Annotated in this window: 8 protein-coding genes and 1 riboswitch; of the genes, 6 read left to right on the top strand and 2 right to left on the bottom strand. The window is 77.9% G+C overall.

Features of this window, described 5'->3' with window-relative positions; genetic code table 11:
* Window positions 1-40: 40 nt before the first annotated feature.
* Together rsgA and WDV85_RS04990 are read right to left on the bottom strand one after the other, a co-directional pair.
* The gene (gene rsgA / locus WDV85_RS04995; protein ID WP_339569580.1) at window positions 41-1,180 is read right to left on the bottom strand and encodes a ribosome small subunit-dependent GTPase A; all 1,140 of its coding nucleotides are present in this window, start codon (window positions 1,178-1,180) and stop codon (window positions 41-43) included.
* A gap of 308 nt (window positions 1,181-1,488) precedes the next feature.
* Window positions 1,489-2,907 (bottom strand): bifunctional o-acetylhomoserine/o-acetylserine sulfhydrylase, encoded by a 1,419-nt coding sequence (locus tag WDV85_RS04990; RefSeq protein ID WP_339569579.1) that lies wholly within the window; start codon window positions 2,905-2,907, stop codon window positions 1,489-1,491.
* Window positions 2,908-2,935: 28 nt separating this feature from the next.
* Window positions 2,936-3,051, bottom strand: a riboswitch (SAM riboswitch).
* 245 nt (window positions 3,052-3,296) lie between these two features.
* On the opposite strand from WDV85_RS04990, the gene WDV85_RS04985 reads away from it, so the two are divergent.
* The 6 genes from WDV85_RS04985 (at window position 3,297) to lepB (ending at window position 17,121) form a co-directional block, all read left to right on the top strand.
* Window positions 3,297-10,421 carry an SdrD B-like domain-containing protein gene (locus tag WDV85_RS04985; RefSeq protein WP_339569578.1) on the top strand — a complete coding sequence of 2,375 codons (7,125 nt, stop codon included), beginning with the start codon at window positions 3,297-3,299 and terminating at the stop codon, window positions 10,419-10,421.
* 146 nt (window positions 10,422-10,567) lie between these two features.
* Window positions 10,568-11,152 (top strand): hypothetical protein, encoded by a 585-nt coding sequence (locus WDV85_RS04980; protein ID WP_339569577.1) that lies wholly within the window; start codon window positions 10,568-10,570, stop codon window positions 11,150-11,152.
* A 90-nt stretch (window positions 11,153-11,242) separates the two neighbouring features.
* A complete protein-coding gene (locus WDV85_RS04975) occupies window positions 11,243-12,397 on the top strand; it encodes a CopD family protein (RefSeq protein WP_339569576.1) in 1,155 nt (384 codons plus the stop codon).
* Between the two features lie 165 nt (window positions 12,398-12,562).
* On the top strand, window positions 12,563-14,827 hold the full coding sequence (locus WDV85_RS04970) for a hypothetical protein (protein WP_339569575.1): 2,265 nt from the start codon (window positions 12,563-12,565) through the stop codon (window positions 14,825-14,827).
* 105 nt (window positions 14,828-14,932) lie between these two features.
* On the top strand, window positions 14,933-16,588 hold the full coding sequence (locus WDV85_RS04965; RefSeq protein WP_339569574.1) for a multicopper oxidase family protein: 1,656 nt from the start codon (window positions 14,933-14,935) through the stop codon (window positions 16,586-16,588).
* A complete protein-coding gene (gene lepB, locus WDV85_RS04960; protein WP_339569573.1) occupies window positions 16,585-17,121 on the top strand; it encodes a signal peptidase I in 537 nt (178 codons plus the stop codon). Before WDV85_RS04965 ends, lepB begins: the two co-directional genes overlap by 4 nt.
* Window positions 17,122-17,133: the final 12 nt, after the last annotated feature.

Genomic DNA, 17,133 nt, shown 5'->3' with positions numbered 1-17,133 from the left:
AGACGCCTCGCGCGACGCTCCCTCCTTCCAGGACCCGCCCTCAGCGGTGGCGTGTCGGGCCGGCGGTGAGGCGCACGCGCTTGCTGAAGGCCCGCGCCTGCTCGCGGCGCAGCCGCTCGTCGTGGCGGACGGCGAGCGCGGCCGCCTCCCGCTGCAGCTTCTGGTGGCTGCGCCAGCGCCGCTCGGGCAGCTCGCCGCTCTCGAGCGCCGCGGTGACGGCACAGCCCGGCTCCACCGAGTGCGAGCAGTCGGCGAAGCGGCACCGGGCCGCGAGCGCCGCGACGTCCTCGAAGGCGCGGTCGACGCCGTCCGCCGTCTCCCACAGGCCGAGGCCCCGGACGCCCGGGGTGTCGAGCAGGACGCCGCCGCCGGGCAGCGGCACGAGCTCGCGCGCCGTCGTCGTGTGGCGCCCGCGGCCGTCCCCGCCGCGGACGGCGCCGACCGCCTGCACCTCCTCGCCCACGAGCGCGTTGACGAGCGAGGACTTCCCCGCGCCGGACGGCCCGAGCAGCGCCAGCGTCCCCGCGCCGACGGCGGCGCGCAGCTTCTCCAGACCCGCACCCGTCGCCGTCGACGTCAGCAGCACCTCGGCCCCCGCCGCGGACCGCTCGAGCAGCTCGCGCTCGGCGCCGGTGTCGGCGACGACGTCCGCCTTCGTCGCGACGACGAGCGGCCGCGCGCCCGACTCCCACGCCACGGCCAGCGTCCGCTCGAGCCGGCCGGCCGAGACGGGGACGTCGAGGGGCACGACGACGGCGACGACGTCCACCCACGTCGCCAGCTCCTGCTGCTGCGACAGGTCGTCCTGGGCCACGCGCCGTACGAGCGCCGTCGCCGGCGCGAGCCGCGCGACGACGGCGGGCCCCTCGTCGGCGTCGCGCGCCCACACCACCCAGTCGCCGGTGACGAGCGCGCCCTCGACCCCGGCCCGGCGCCCCGCGAGGGTCCGCGTCGCGGCGGCGACGGCCCCGTCCGCCGTCGCGAGGTGCGCACGGCCCCGGTCGACCCGGACGACGCGGGCGGCCCTCCGGTCGGCGCCGCCCGCGGCTCGTGCGGGGACGCCGTCCGCCGCCGCCCGCAGCAGCGCCGCCACCTGCGGGCCCAGGCCGAGGGCGGCGAGCGCGGGGGCGGTGAGGTCACCGTCGCGCAGGGCGGCGGGCTGCTCGGGCGAGGTGCTCATGGCGGGCGATGGTGCGCGGCGCCCGCGCTCGCCGTCACCCGCATTTCCACCGCACGTCGCTGCGGCCTTCCCACGACGGGCCTGCCCCCTGTGGGCGATGTGTGGCCATGTCGCCGTTGGCGACGCCCCACCAGGGGCGACATGGCCACACATCGCCCGACCTCCACGCCCGCAGGGCGACATGGCCACACATCGCCCCACCCGCGCGGTCTGGAGGGCGACATGGCCACACATCGCCCCACCGGCGCGGTCGCCAGGGACGACATGGCCACACGTCGCCCCTCCCCTGGAGGGGCGAGGCGCGGGGCTCAGGCGCCCTTGGCCGCGGTGAAGCCCTGGTCGAGGTCGGCGAGGATGTCGTCGAGGTGCTCGAGTCCCACCGACAGCCGCACGAGGCCCGGCGTCACGCCCGCCCTCTCCTGGTCGGCCGGGGACAGCTGGCTGTGCGTCGTCGACGCCGGGTGGATGACGAGGCTGCGCACGTCGCCGATGTTCGCCACGTGGCTGTGCAGCACGAGCCCCTCGACGAACCGCTTGCCCGCCTCGATCCCACCGGCGATCTCGAAGGACAGCACGCCGCCGGCTCCGCGCGGCGCGTACTTCTGCTGCCGTGCGTGCCACGGGCTGGACGGCAGGCCCGCGTACTGGACGCGCTCGACCTCGTCGCGCGCCTCGAGCCACTCGGCGACCGCCTGGGCGTTGGCGACGTGGCGCTCCACCCGCAGGCTGAGCGTCTCGATGCCCTGCCCGAGGAGGAAGGCGTTGAACGGCGAGATGGCCGGGCCGAGGTCGCGGAGCAGCTGCACGCGCGCCTTGAGGACGTAGGCGAGGTTGGCGCCGAGCGCGCCGCCGACGCCGAGGTCCCGCGCGTAGACGAGCCCGTGGTAGCTCTCGTCGGGTGAGTTGAAGCCCGGGAACCGGTCGGGGTGCTGGGCGTAGTCGAAGGTGCCGCCGTCGACGACCACGCCGCCGATGGCCGTCCCGTGCCCGCCGAGGTACTTCGTCGCCGAGTGCACGACGACGTCCGCGCCCCACTCCAGCGGCCGCAGCAGGTACGGCGTCGCCACCGTCGCGTCGACGACGAGCGGCACGCCCACCTCGTGCGCGACGCCGGCCACGCCCTCGACGTCGAGGACGTCGCCGCGCGGGTTGGGGATGGCCTCGCCGTAGAAGACCTTGGTGTTCGGCCGCACCGCGGCGCGCCAGGAGTCGAGGTCGTCGGGGTCCTCGACGAAGGTCGTCGTCACGCCGAGCTTGGGCAGCGTGTACCTGAGGAGGTTCACCGTGCCGCCGTAGAGGCTGGGGCTCGCGACGACGTGGTCGCCCGCCTCCGCGACGTTGAGGATCGCGAGGGTCTCCGCCGACTGGCCCGACGCCACGAGCAGCGCGCCGACGCCGCCCTCGAGGTCGGCGATGCGGCGCTCGACGGCGTCCGTCGTCGGGTTGGTGATGCGCGTGTAGATGTTGCCGAGCTCGGACAGCGCGAAGAGGTTCGCCGCCTGCTCGGTGTCGCGGAAGGCGAACGACGTCGTCTGGTGGATCGGCAGCGCCCGTGAACCGGTGCTCGGGTCGGGCGCCGAGCCCGCGTGAATCTGGCGGGTCTCGAAGGACCAGCCGCCCGGGGCGGGCTCGGCGACGCCGTGCGTCACCGGCTCCGCCGCGTCGGCGCCGTCGACGGGCGTCGACGGCGTGGGGCGGTCGGCAGGAGGGGTCTGCGAGGAGGACATGCTGCTCCCAGGGCCGGGGGCTCGCTCGAGCCCGCGCTTGCCGGCGCCCGGACGGGCGGCGGCCCGGTCATCACCCGGGGCACCCCGCCGCAGGAGGAGGGTTGCCGGCCAGCGAGCCGGGGCTTCGCGCTGGCGCTCATGACCTGCGACGAGGGTAGGACGCGCCCGCCGCGCCGCGGGACGTGCGTCTCGCTCCTCGGACGACCCCCGTGCCGATCGGGTGGCGGCACCCCGCCCGTGCGCGGAGCCCGACATCTGCGTGCGCCTGGGCGTGCGCTTTGACGCCGCCTTGACGGCCCCCCGCGACGCTGCGCCCGGCGCCGCAGGTGCGCCCGCGCCCGCCGCCGGCCACCCGCCGACGACGGCCGCCCGCGACGCAGGGGGTGCACGTGGCTCGGCAGGAGACGCTGGTCCGGCGGGAGACGCCGGTCGGACGCGACGCGCTGCTCTGGGCGGGGCGCCTGGTGGTGCTCGCGCTGGCGTGCGCGGCGCTGCCGCGCATGCTCGGCGAGGGCACGGCCACGGCCGCCCCCGCGGTGCCGCTCGTCGTCGCCGCCGCGCTCGCCGCGGCGGCGCTCGTGCGCCCCACCGGCGCCCGCGTCCTCGACGCGACCGCGCGCGGCCTCGCCGCCGCAGCCGGCTCCTCGGCCGTCGCCGTCGCCCTCCGGCTCGCGACCGCCGCCTCCGCGGCGGAGGTCACCCCCGGCCTCGCCGGGCTGCCGGTGCAGGCCGCCCTCCTCCTGCTGCTCACCCCGCTCGTCCTGGCCGCCGGCCCCTCCCCGCGCTCTGGCCGGCAGCGGGGCGGCCGCCCGGCAGCCGCAGACCCCGCCGGCACCCCCCTCGCCGGCCCTCGACGTCGCGCGGCCCGCCGGGCGGTCGCCGTCACCGCCGCCGTCGTCGCCGCGAGCGGCCTGCTCGTCGCCCCGGCGTGGTCGGCCGCGCGGACGGCGCCCGACGTCGCCACCTGCGGCCCGGGCGAGCAGCAGCGCACGTACGAGGTCGCCGCGGCGACCGTCGACATCCCCTTCAACCGCTGGGGCACCACGCTGCGCAGCGGCCGCGTCTTCGTCCTCGAGCAGGACCGGGCCGCCGTGGAGAACTGGTGGCGCCCGCTCGCGGACGACCCGGCCGACGACCCGGCCGCCAACCGGCGCCTGCGCCCGCGGCCCCTCGTCCTGCGCGCCAACGAGGGCGAGTGCGTCGAGGTCGTCCTCACCAACCGGATGCAGCGCGAGGCCTCCCACGGGCTGCCCGCGGACCCGCGCGTCGGCATCTCGGCGACGGGCGTCGTCGTGGACGCCCGCCGCGACGGCGGCGCCCGCGTGGGCTGGGGCGAGGACCCGACCGTCGGCGTCGGCGAGACGAGCACCTCCTACTGGCGCGTGCCGGCGCAGGAGGGCCTCTACCTCTTCTCCGACCTGGCCCTCCCCGCGGGCGGGGAGGCCGACGGCGGGTCGGCGTCCGTCGGCCTCTACGGCGCGCTCGCCGTCGAGCCCGCCGGCTCGACGTGGACCGACCCCGTCTCGGGCGCGCTGCTGTCGGGCACCCCCGGCGACCCCCGGTCCACGTACGCCGCCGTCCGGCAGCAGAGCGGCGAGCTCTACGTCGACGCCGACATCCACCCGCCGAACGGCCCGTCCTTCCGCGAGAGCGTCCAGATCGCCCAGGACGAGATCGGCGGCATCGGCATGGGCTTCAACTACGGGGTGGAGGCGCTGCACGACCGGGAGGTCAACCGCTGCCCCGACTGCGTGGGGGAGGAGACGTGGCTGTCGTCGTGGCCCTACGGCGACCCGGCGCTCGTCAAGCTCGCCAGCGGGCCCGGCCCCTGGCTGCCGGAGGGGGGCGCGGGCGCGGCGCGCCAGGAGCGCGAGGACTGCGGCCTGCCCGTCTCCTGCTACACCTCCAACGTCACGCACGCCTACACCGGCGACCCGACGAAGCTGCGCTTCGGGCTGGCGGGCGTCAAGGAGACGCACGTCTTCCACCTGCACGCCCACCAGTGGCTGGCCGACCCGCGCAGCGACGCGCGGACGGGCGACGTCGCGGGCGAGCGCCCGGAGTCGGCGACCATCGACTCGCAGAGCTTCGGGCCCGGCGAGGCCTACACCGCCGACCTGCTGGGCGGCGCCGGATCCGTCAACGGCACGTTCGGCGACTCGATCTTCCACTGCCACCTCTACCCCCACTTCGCCGAGGGCTTCTGGGCGCTGCTGCGGGTGCACGACGTGCTCCTCGACGGCGCCACGCGCACGCCCGACGGCGTCGGCGTCCGGCCCCTCGTGCCCCTGCCCGACCGCGCGGCGCTGCCGGCGCCGACGGCGGAGAACCCCGGCTACCCGGGCATGGTCCCGGGCACCTACGGCTGGCGGGCCCCGCAGCCGCCCGGCTCGGTGACCGAGGGCGGCGCCGACGGCACCCCCGAGCGCCCGGCGCCCCGGCTGGTGGCCGGCGCGCCCATCGACCCGGCGAAGACCGCGCTCGAGCAGGCCGTCTCGCGGCGGGCCAACGGCGGCGCCCCCGCCGAGCGCGGCGCGCCCTACGCCGACCCCTGCCCCGACGGCGCCCGCGTCGTCGAGTACGACGTCACGGTCCTGCAGCGCGACCTCGTCTACAACAGCGCCGGCGACCACGACCCGCAGGGCCGCCTCATGGTCCTCACCGACCAGGTGGCCGACGTCCTCGCCGGACGCCGCAAGCCCGAGCCGCTCTTCCTGCGCGTCAACGCGGGCGACTGCATCGACGTCTCGCTGACGATGATGGTGCCGAGCTGGACGGGCGGCGACGCCTTCACCGAGCTCGCCCAGACCAACATGGCGGGCGCGCACATCCACCTCGTGAAGTTCGACGTCACCGCCTCCGACGGCGGCTCGAACGGCTGGAACTACCAGCAGGCCGCCTTCAGCGCCGACCAGGCCGAGCTCGTGCGGCGCCAGGCCGCCGGCGACGTCACGTGCCGGCCGTCGGCCGACTTCTACGGCGGGGAGAGCACCGGCTGCCGCCTGGAGGACCCCGACCCGGCGACGTGGTCGCCGCCCGCGGACTCGGCGGGGATGTGGGGGCAGACCATCCACGAGCGCTGGTACGCCGACTACGAGCTGCGCACCGTCTTCACGCACGACCACCACTTCCCGGCGATCGTCCAGCAGCACGGGCACTTCGGCGCCCTCGTCGTCGAGCCGCCGGGCGCCGACGTGCGCGACCGCAGCGGCCGGTGGCTGCAGCCGGTCGACGACCCGGCGCACGGCCCGGTGTGCGGCGACCGGTGCCGCGGCGGCGCGGTCGGGGCGTCCGTCGACGTCGTCGGCGCGGGCTCGGCCGACGACTTCCGCGAGCACGCCCTCGCCGTGCAGGACTTCGTGCCGCTCGTGAAGAAGGGTGGTGACCCGAGGGACCCGCGCGACGTCGTCAACCCGCCGCCCGCGCCGGAGCACTTCCCGCAGCACGACCCGGGCACCGTCGGCGTCAACTACCGCAACGAGCCGCTGGCCCGGCGCACGACGAGGAGCGGGAAGCGGGTCGACCCCGCCCACCGCTTCAGCTCCTGGGTCTACGGCGACCCCAGCACGCCGCTGCTCGAGGGCTACGCGAAGGACGCCGTCCGGATGCGCCTGGTGCAGGGGTCGCAGGAGGAGCAGCACGTCTTCTCCGTGCACGGCCTGCGCTGGCGCGAGGAGCCCGACGACCCGGGGTCGCCGCTCGTGGCCTCGCAGACGATCGGCATCTCCGAGGCCTTCACCGCCGAGATGCCGGGCCTGGACTGCGCCGGCACGGACGTGCCCTGTCGGGGCGACTACCTCTACGGCGGCTCCTCGATCGACGACCTGTGGAACGGCATGTGGGGGATCCTCCGCGTCCACGGCCGCCAGACCGCCGGGCTCCTCCCCCTGCCCGACAACCGGCCCGCCGCGGCGAACGGCACGACGGCGCCGGTGCCCGCCTCCCGCCAGGCGCCCCCGCTCGCGAAGCGCACCGGCACGGCCTGCCCGAAGGGCGCGCCCGTGCGCAGCTACGCCGTCACGGCCATCGCCCGCGACCTCGTCTACGACCGGTGGGGCGACCACGACCCCGAGGGCCTGATGTACGTCCTCGACGAGGACCGGGCCGACGTCGAGGCCGGCCGGAAGGCCGCCGAGCCCCTCGTGCTGCGCGCGAACGCCGGTGACTGCGTGCGCGTGCGCCTGACGAACGCGCTGCCCGCCTCCTACGCGCAGCTGCGCAACGGCGTCGACGGCGACCCGGGCATGCCGCTCGAGCCCCGCACCGGCACGCCCATGGGCACCCGCGTGTCCCTGCACCCCCAGCTGGTGCGCGCCGACGTGCGCCTGTCGGACGGCGCCGCCGTCGGGTTCAACGCCGACTCCACGGCCGGCATCGGCCAGACCGCCTCCTACGAGTGGTACGCCGACACCGAGCTCGGGCCCGTGAACCTCCTCGACCACGGCGACGTGCGCGGCCACCGCCAGCACGGGCTCGCGGGCGCGCTCGTCGTCGAGCCGGCCGGGGCGACCTACCACGACCCGATGACCGGCCGGCAGGTCCGCAGCGGGACGACCGTCGACGTCCGGGTGCCGGGGCAGGAGGACTTCCGCGAGCAGGTGCTCGTCCACGCCGACGGCCTCGACCTGCGGCAGCCCGACGGCAGCCAGGTGCCCGACCGGGTCGACGTCGAGGTGGGCGCCGACGGCGTCGCCGACGGGGGCGAGCGCGACAGCGGCGACGTCCAGGCCGGCAGCGACGAGGACGCCGGCGAGAAGGGCGTCAACTACCGCAGCGAGCCGCTGCACCGCCGCCTGGGCGCCGCGGCCGGCGAGGAGGCCGACGCGACGAGCCGGGAGTGGGCGCAGGTCTTCTCCTCCGCCGAGCTGGGCGACCCGCTGACCCCGGTGGTCCGCGGGCACGCGGGCGACGCCGTCCGGGTGCGCGTCCTCGGCGGCAACCGCCCGCGGCAGACCGGCTTCACGCTCGAGGGCGCCACCTGGTGGAAGGAGCCGTTCGACGCCGAGACGGAGCTCGTCGGCGTCGTCGGGGGCGTGGCCACGGGGCGCACGGTGGACGCGCACGTGCGCCTGACCACGCCCGGCGACCGGCTCTGGCGCTCCCCCGGGACGTACGGAGCGGCGGCCGGCGTCTGGGGGCTCTCGCGCACCTACCCGCGCCCGGTCGACGCCGCGGACCGGGTGCCCGCGCCCCTCGCCGCGCCGGACTCGCCGTACGCGGCCGGCGCCTCCTCGCCGCTGCAGGTGCTCGAGCGGACGTCCCTGTCCGTCACCGCCTACGACGACGCCGACGGCGACGACGTCCGCGACCCGGGCGAGGGCCCGCTGGCGGGCGCGCGGGTGCGGCTGCTCACCACCGCGGGCTCCCCGCTGCTCACCGCCACCACGGGAGCCGACGGCACGGCGGCGCTGTCGCCGCGGCGGGGCGCCTACGACGTCGAGGTGACCGCCCCGGACGGCGCGACGGCCTCGACCGCGGCGCCGCGCACGCGCGTCGACCTGCGCGCCGACGCCGCCGTCGTCGACCTCGCCCTCGGCCTGGCCGACCGCGGCGGGGCCCGCGCGGTCGTCTTCGCCGACCGCGACGGCGACGGCGTCCGCGACGCCGACGAGCCCGGGGCGCCCGGCTGGGAGGTCACGGGCACGAGCGGCACCGCCCGGGTGAGCGCCACCACGGGCGCCGACGGCACCGCCGCGCTCCCGGGCCTGCCCACCGCCGGGACGTCCGTCGTCGTCGCCCCCCGCGCCGGGTGGCGGACGACGACGCCGCAGCCGGCGCCGCTGGCCTCCGGGACGGCCCTGATCGGCGTCGCCCGCACCCCCGGCCTGCTCGTGCGGCCGGTGGAGGACCTCGACGGGGACGGCGCCGAGGGGCCGGGCGACGTCGTGGCGAGCGGCGTGCTCGTCGAGGCCGTCACCCCCGGCGGGCTGCCGGTGCGGGCCCGCGCCGACGACGGCGGCGCCGTCGTCGACCTCGGCGCCACCGCGCCGGCGGGCAGCACCGTGCGCGCCCTCTCCCCCGGCTCCGGCCTGGCCCGGCCCTGCGCCGGCGCCGTCGTCACGACGGCCGACGGGGCCGCGGTCCCGCTGGCCTGCGCCGACGGCGAGGTCGTCCTGCCCGCCGGCGCCGTGGAGGTGGCGCTCGTGGGCGCCAGCGGCGAGGGGGTCCTCTCGGCCCGCCTCGTCGACGACCTCGACCGCGACGGCGCCGCGGACGCGGGCGAGCCCCCGCTCGTCGGGTGGGACGTCGACGTCCTCGCCGAGGACGGCGCGGCCGTCGCCGTCGCCACGAGCGACGAGACGGGCGTCGCCTCGACGGCCCTGCCGCCCGGGCGCTACCGCGCCGTCCCGCGCCTGCCGCAGGTGGACGGCGCGACGGCGTGGGTGCGGACGGGCGCCGACCCGGCGGCCGAGCTCGTCGCCGTCCGCGCCGGGGAGGAGACGCCGGCGACCCGCGGGGCGACCGAGCCCGCGACCGTCGCCGTCAGCGCCTTCTCCGACCTCGACGGCGACGGCGTCCGCGACGTCGGCGACGACCCCCTGGCCGACCGGACCGCCACGCTCCTCGACGGCTCCGGCGTCGTCCTCGCGACGGGCGTCACCGACGCCGGCGGCCGCGCGGTCTTCCCGGCGCGCGCCGGGGCGTCCTACCGCGTGCGCGTCGCCGTCCCGACGGGCTGGGCCGCCACCGCGCCCCGCAGCGGCGGCACCGTGCTGACGACGGCGCCCGTCACCGCCCCCGCGGACGGGCGGGCCGTCGTCGTCGAGGTGGGCCAGCGCGCCCTCGCCGACCGCACGCCCCCGCCCCCGCCGACGGCGACCCCCGGGTCGCCGGACGCCGTGACCCCCTTCGCCGTCGCGACGGACGTCGTCCTCGCCGGGGAGACCGGCGCGGTGCTCCGGTACACCCTCGACGGCAGCGCGCCGTCGGCCACCCGCGGCATGGTGGCGACGGGCCCGGTGCGCGTGGGCCGCGACCGCCTCCTGCGGGCCGTCGCCGTCGACGCCGCGGGCAACGCCTCGGTCGACCTCGCGGCCCGCTACGACCTGCCGTGGACGGGGGCCGTCGTCCCGGCGACGACGGCCGCCTGGTCCGCGACCACCGCCGCGGGCGTGCGCGGCGGCGTCGCCGAGACGGCCGCGCCGGGCGGCGGGGTGCTGTCCGCCGCCTCGGCGCCGGTGGCGCGGCGGGCGACCGTCGACGTGACGGCGACGACGCGGCTGCCCGCGCCCGCCGCGGCGCCGGCGTCGGTCGACGTCACGCTCGTCGCCCGCTCCTCGGCGCGCAGCACGCGGCTGCTCGTGCGCTGGTACGACGTCCGCGCCGCGGCGTGGAAGACGGTGCGCACGACGACGGCCGGGCCGGACTGGGGCACGACGACGGTCGAGCTGCCCGTCCCGGCGCGAGCCGTCGCGGCGGACGGCACCGTGCGCGTGCGGCTCGTCGCCGACGCCGGGACGCCGTTCGACCTGGCGGTCGACCACCTCGCCGTCACCGCGCAGGCCACCCGGTGAGCGGCCTGCGCAGCTCCCGCCCGTCGAGGCCGCACCCACCGAGACCTCGCGCCGCGTCGGAGCCGCGCTCGGCGTGGCGGCCCGGCGAGGCGCGGCGTGCCGGGCCGCCGGTGCAGGAGGGGGCGCCGGCCCCGGTCCCGCGTCCGGTGCGGCTGCTCGCCCGCGCCATGGCGCTCGTCCTGGCCGTCGCCGTCCTCGCGGGTGCCGCGTGGTCGCTGGTCGCGGGCCCGCCGCGCCGCGCCGCCTCCCTCGCCGCCGACGAGCTGCCGGTCGGCGACGGCGTCGCGCGCGTCGACGCCGTCATCGCCGCCGCCGCGCCCATGGGCGCGATGCCCGGCATGGGCACCGACCCCGACCCGGTGCCCGAGGGGCTGCGGCGCGTGTCCGTCGAGCTGACCGTCCGCGCGCCCGAGGGCGAGGCGCTGCCGCTGGGCGCGGACGGCTTCGCCCTCGCCGCGGACGGCGTCGAGCCCGTGGCGGCCCACCGCGCGGTGCTGCCGTCGGACGACCTGCCCCCCGGAGCCCAGGTGTCCGGGGTGCTCGTCTTCGAGGTGCCCGAGGGCGCCGCCGCCGGCGACCTGGCCTACGACGGCGGCGCGCCCCTGCCGCTCGAGCTGCCCGCCGAGGACGGCCGGACGGCGCCGCACGGGGGCGGGACCGGGGCCGGCGGCGGGCACCCGACGTCGACCGCGGCGTCGCCCGCCCCGGCTGCCGGACCCGGCGGCGGGTGACCACGAGCGCTGTTGACGGCGCCTTGACGGGCACCGCCGACCGTGGCGTCGACGGCGCCGGGGGTGCGCCGCGCCAGGAGGCGGTCGACCGTGCTGGACACCACCGCGCGCACCGCGGGCGCACCGCGCCGGACTGCCCGCCGCCCCGACGAGCGGGGCACCGCCGTCGCGCCCGACGTCGTCGAGGGACGCGTCGCGGGCAGGCGCACCGCGCTCGTCGTCGGCGGGGTGCTCGCCGCCCTCGCGGTCGCCGCGGGCGTCGCCGTCGCCGCGGCGCTCGGGGGCAGCGCCGCCCCGCGGGCCCTCGCCGACCCCGGCGCCGCGGTGCGGTGGGGCGCCCCGCTCGCGCGGGCGGCGAGCGACGTCGCCGCGCTGGGCGCGGTGGGCTCGCTCGTCCTCGCGGTGCTGCTGCTGCCGTCGCGGACGGGCGTCCCGGGCGGCGCGACGCCCGAGGACCGGCGCCGCGTCGTCGTCGGGGCCTCCCGGTGGGCGCTCGCGTGGTGCGCCGCGTCCCTGGCCTCGGCGGCGCTCCTCCTCGCCGACGTCGCCGGCCTGCCGCTGCACGAGGCGCTGGCCCCCGACGTCCTGCCGCTCGCCCTGGACCTCCAGCAGTGCCGGGCGCTGCTGGCCTCGGCGTGGCTCGCCGCGCTCGTCGCCGTCGCCGCGCGCCGGGGCGCCAGCACCGCGGCGCAGGCGCTGGCGCTCGTCCTGGCCGTCGCGGCGCTGGTGCCTCCCGTCGTCGCCGGCCACGCCGGGCACGGCGAGGGGCGCGCGCTCGCGCTGACGGCGCTGCTCCTCCACGTCGGAGCCGCCGCCGCGTGGGTCGGCGGCCTCGCGGCCCTCCTGCTGCACCTGCGACGGCGGACCGGAGCGCTGGCCGCCGCCCTGCCGCGCTACAGCGCCCTGGCGCTCGTCTGCTGCGCCGCCGTCACCGCCTCCGGGGTGCTCGCCGCGACGACCCGGCTGCCGTCCTGGGGCGACCTGCAGGGCTCGGGCTACGGCCTCGTCGTCATGGCCAAGGCCCTGGCGCTGGCGCTCCTCGTGGGCCTCGGGGCCGCCCACCGGCGCCGGAGCCTGCCCGCCCTGGCGGCGGGACGACCCCGGGCGCTCCTGCGCCTGGCCGCCGTCGAGCTGATTGTGGTGGCGGTGACCGCGGGCCTGGCCGCGGGGCTCGCCCGCACGGAGCCGCCCCCTGCGCCGGCGACCCACGCCGCGGCAGCGTCGGCTGCGTCCGGCCTGACCTGACAGCGGGCTGAGCACCGCCTTGACGTCCGCTTGACGCCCCCGGACCACGCTCGTCCCGGGCGCGCAGCAGACGCGGCGGGGCCGACGACGAGGTCGGGCCGGGCCGCAGCCCCAGCAGCGACGACCTCCCGGGGGGCCCGGGGGTCTCGACGACAGGAGCGCAGGATGAGAGCACGCAGCACCCGGGCCGCCGTGGCGGCCGGCGCGACGACGGCCCTGGTGGCCGGCGCCGTCGTCGCGGCAGACGCAGCCGTCGTCACGCCGCCGACGCCCCGGCAGGGCAGCCTCGTGCAGGTGGGCCCCTCGGCCGACAACGGCTTCCCCACCTGGTACCGCGACAGCCGCGGCGTCCGCCTCGAGGGCTGCTGGCAGAACGACGACCAGCTGTGCGGCCCGCTCCCCGACGAGGTGCCGGACCCGGACTCCCCGACGTCCTTCCCGGACAACTTCCCCGGCGAGCACTTCTACCAGCTGGCCGGCGCTGCCGTCGTGGCCGGCGCGGCCGGTGAGGTGTCCATCGGGATGGACCTCGAGGGCGCGTGGGCCAACGAGGAGGTCGTCGACGGCGACCAGATGGTCTTCGGCCGCATCCGCATCCGCGCCAAGGACGCCGCTCCCGGCGAGTACCGCATCACGCACCCGTACGGCGTCGACGAGTTCTCGGTGGCGGCCGGGGACGGCGGGATCAACATGACCGAGGACGTCGGGACGACGCCCGGGGCCTTCGGCCAGGCGCTGCAGGGCCGGGTCGGCCCCTTCCTCACGTGGGACACCTTCGTGCCGAACGACCCGACCCCAGGTGGCCCGGGAGAGCCTCCCGCCGGCTACGTCGGCGACCCGACGGTCGAGCACGCCGTCACCGGCAGCCCCTACGGCACGAACGTCCTCCGCGTCGAGCACCGGGCGGCGGACGGCTCCTGGGAGGTCCTCGGGCAGACCGACCTCTTCACCGTCCAGGGCCGGCTCGCGCGCAACAGCGGCGTGGACGGCCAGGTGGCCACCTACCGGCGCCTGCCGGACGGGCGCACGCTCGTCGACGTCTTCGCCACGTCCGAGACCGGCGAGGCGATCTCCGTCCGGGCGCCGGGGCTCGGCCAGCGCCGCCTGCCCATGGCCGAGGACCTCGTCGAGACGGTCGTCGGCGGGGCGACGACCACCGCGGGGCGCTACTTCGCCCGCTTCGCCGTGCCGGCCGGGACGGCGGTCACCGGCGGGGCGGATGCCACCACGCTGCAGGTGCAGAACACCGGCGACGTGCCCGTGGCGAGCGAGACCCTGCGGCTCCAGGACGTCGTCGCCGTGGGCACGGCGTCCCACGACGGGGAGAGGCTCGTCGTGGAGGCCTCCTCCAGCGACCCGACCGCCGTCCTCACCGCGACCGGTCTGGGGCAGCTCGTGGACGGGCGCCTGGAGCTGGCCGAGGTCGACGCGCCGCCGCCGGTCGTCACCGTGACCTCGAGCGAGGGCGGCAGCGCCACCGTGCCCCTCGTCGCGGGCGGGCCCGCCTCCGAGGCCGACCCGCCGCTCGCCGTCGTCACGGTCACGCCCTCGCTGCCCGTGGTCGGCCGGCCCGTCACGCTGGACGCGAGCGGCTCCCTCGACGCCACGGCCTTCGAGTGGACGACGCTCAGCACCCCCGAGGGCGCGGTGCTGGAGCTCGACGACGTCGTGGCCCCCACCTTCACCCCCGAGGTCGCCGGGACCTACGACGTCGAGGTCGTCGCCGTGGGCGACGGCGGGCGCCGCAGCGTCCCGCTGCCGGTGAGCGTCACGGTCGACGCGGCGGCCGCCCCGGTGGTCGCGGCGGTCGGCCCGGACCAGAGCGCCCGGCGCGGCGCCCGCGTGGTGCTCGACGGCACCGCGTCCACCGGGGCGGTGGCCTACGCGTGGCAGCAGGTGCCGCCCTCCCCGCTCGAGCCGCTGTCCCCCGCGACGACGGCGACCCTCTCGGGGGCCACGACGGCGCAGCCGAGCTTCACCGTCCCGCTCCTGCCGCTGCCGGCGGCCCCCGGGCCGAACCCGGGCTACGTGGCGCAGAGCACCACCCCGCTGCTCTTCGAGCTGACGGCCACGGGCGCCGACGGCGCGACGAGCACGGCGACGGCGCGGGTGACGACGACGACGGACGCGCTGACCGGCATCACGGCCCGGTACCGGACCCGCGGCGAGTGGCGCATCAGCGGCACGTCGAGCGTCCTCGCCGGCCAGCGGGTCGCGCTGGTCCTCGGCAGCGCGACCGACGCGACGGGGCAGCCGTCGCCGACCTCGGCGCGGGGCCGCGTCGTGGGCGTCGCCACCGTGGACGCCACCGGCGCCTTCACCTACCGCGGCGGCGGCCCGGACCCGCGGACCGCCCCGGCGGCCACGACCCTCACCGCCGTCTCCGCGCTGGGGGGCCAGGCCATCGCCCCCGTCACCGTCACGAGCTGACGACCCCGCCGCGCCCCGCCCGAGGCCCGGGCGGGGCGCGGCGGACCGACGCCCCCGGGCGCCCCCGCACCACCGACCGACCGCAGAGCAGCGCAGGAGAACGCCATGGAGACCACCCGCCGCGAGGTCCTCGGCCTCGGAGCCCTCGGTGCGCTCGGCGCCGCCGGCCTCGCCGTCCCCCTCCGCCGCCCGGTGGAGGCGAAGAGCGCCAGCACGCTGGCCCCCCGCAACTTCCCGAAGCCGTACACGGCCGCCTTCACGCGCCCCCCGGTGCTGCCCCACACCGTCCACGAGGACGCCGAGGGGCCCTACCGCCTCTACACGGTGACCGAGCGGGTGGCGAGCGCCTCGATCCTGCCGGGCCTGTCGACACCGGTCGCCGGCTACGACGGCACGGTCCCCGGCCCCACGATCCGCGTGCCCCAGGGCGTGCGGGCCAAGCTGCGCGTGCGCAACCAGCTGCCCGCCGTCCACCCCGGCTTCGGCCACCCCTTCGCGACCTCGACCCACCTGCACGGCTCGGCGTCGCTGCCCCAGTACGACGGGTACGCCGACGACGTCACCCCGCCCGGCTCCTACAAGGACTACTGGTACCCCAACTGGCAGCCCGCGCGGACGCTCTGGTACCACGACCACCAGGTGCACACGACGTCGAACAACGCCTACTGGGGGCTGTACGCGCAGTACCAGATGACCGACCCGGCGGAGCAGGCCCTGCTCCCCCAGGGCGACTACGACGTGCCGCTCGTCGTCGCCGACGCGATGTTCGCCGCCGACGGCCGCCTCGCGTGGGACGACAACGGCCACTCGGGCCTGTGGGGCGACGTCGTCCTCGTCAACGGCAGGCCGTGGCCGGTGATGAAGGTCAGGCGGAGGATCTACCGCTTCCGCGTCCTCGTGAGCTCCATCAGCCGCTCCTACCGGTTCAAGCTCAGCAACGGCGCGCCCCTCGTCGTCGTCGCGACCGACGGCGGCCTCGTCCCGAAGGCCCAGCCCGTCACCTCCTACCGGCACGCCGGCGCGGAGCGGTACGAGGTGCTCGTCGACTTCTCGAGGTACGCGCCGGGGACGTCGATCGACCTCGTCAACCTCAGCAACAAGAACAACGTCGACTACGACCACACGGGCAAGGTCATGCGCTTCACCGTGGTCGCCGACGGCGACCTGCCCCCGGACAGCCCCGGCAGCCGGACCCTCGCGGCGATGCCCGACCTCCTCGTCCCCAGCGAGCCCATGCTGCTGCGGCCCGAGGACGCGACCAACAAGCTGCGGATGAGGCTCGAGCGCGACGACACGACGAACCTCTTCGAGATCAACGGCCGCAGCTGGGAGGAGGTGCAGGACAGCGACTACCGCAGGGTCCTCACCGCCGCGGAGATCGGCGAGGTCGGCCTGTGGGAGGTCGAGAACCGCACCGGCGGCGGGTGGTTCCACCCGCTGCACGTCCACCTCGTCGACTTCCGGGTGCTCAGCCGCAACGGGAAGGCGCCCTTCGCCCATGAGCAGGGACCCAAGGACGTCGTCTACGTCGGGGAGGCCGAGACCGTGCAGCTGCTCATGCGCTTCTCGACCCGCCCCGCCGGCGAGACCACCGCCGGGACGGGCGGGCGCTACATGGTGCACTGCCACAACCTCGCCCACGAGGACCACGACATGATGCACCAGTTCTCGGTGGGGGACCCCGAGCTCAACGACCCGCTGACGAGCGCGCCCCCGCGCGTCGACGACGGCGTCTACGACGACGGCGAGCCGGTCGGGTGAGCCGCACCGCCCGGGCGGGGCGGGCGCTCGTCGCGGTCCTCCTGGTGGCCGCGGCGGTGCTCGCCCTGCGGGCGTTCGTCGTCGAGGTCCGGCACGTCGAGGGCGCGAGCATGGCGCCGTCGCTGCGCGGCGGCGGGCTCGTCCTGCTCGACAAGCTCGCGCCGCGGCTCGCCGGCGTCGACCCCGGCGACGTCGTGGTGCTGCGGGCCCCGGGCGGGGAGGACGTCGTCAAGCGCGTCGTGGCCGTCGGCGGCCAGGAGGTCTCGATCTCCGAGGCCGTGCTGCACGTCGACGGGCGCGCCGTCGACGAGCCGCAGGTGGACCACGAGGCCATGGACGGCGTCCTGCTCGGCCCGCTCCTCGTGCCCGAGGGGAGCGTCTACGTGCTGGGGGACGAGCGCGGCGCCTCCGTCGACAGCCGCGACTTCGGGCCGGTGGACGCCGGTGCCGTGGTCGGGCGGGTCGTCTGGCCGCGGACCGGGGCCTGGTCGGTCGGCGCGGACGCCGCGGCGGAGCGGGTCGACCCGGCCTGAGGAGCCCGGCCC

Source organism: Pseudokineococcus sp. 5B2Z-1 (assembly GCF_037482305.1).
Taxonomy (GTDB): Bacteria; Actinomycetota; Actinomycetes; order Actinomycetales; family Quadrisphaeraceae; genus Pseudokineococcus.
The sequence above is the reverse complement of the archived record's forward strand: the minus strand, read 5'-3'. Positions and strand labels throughout refer to the sequence as shown.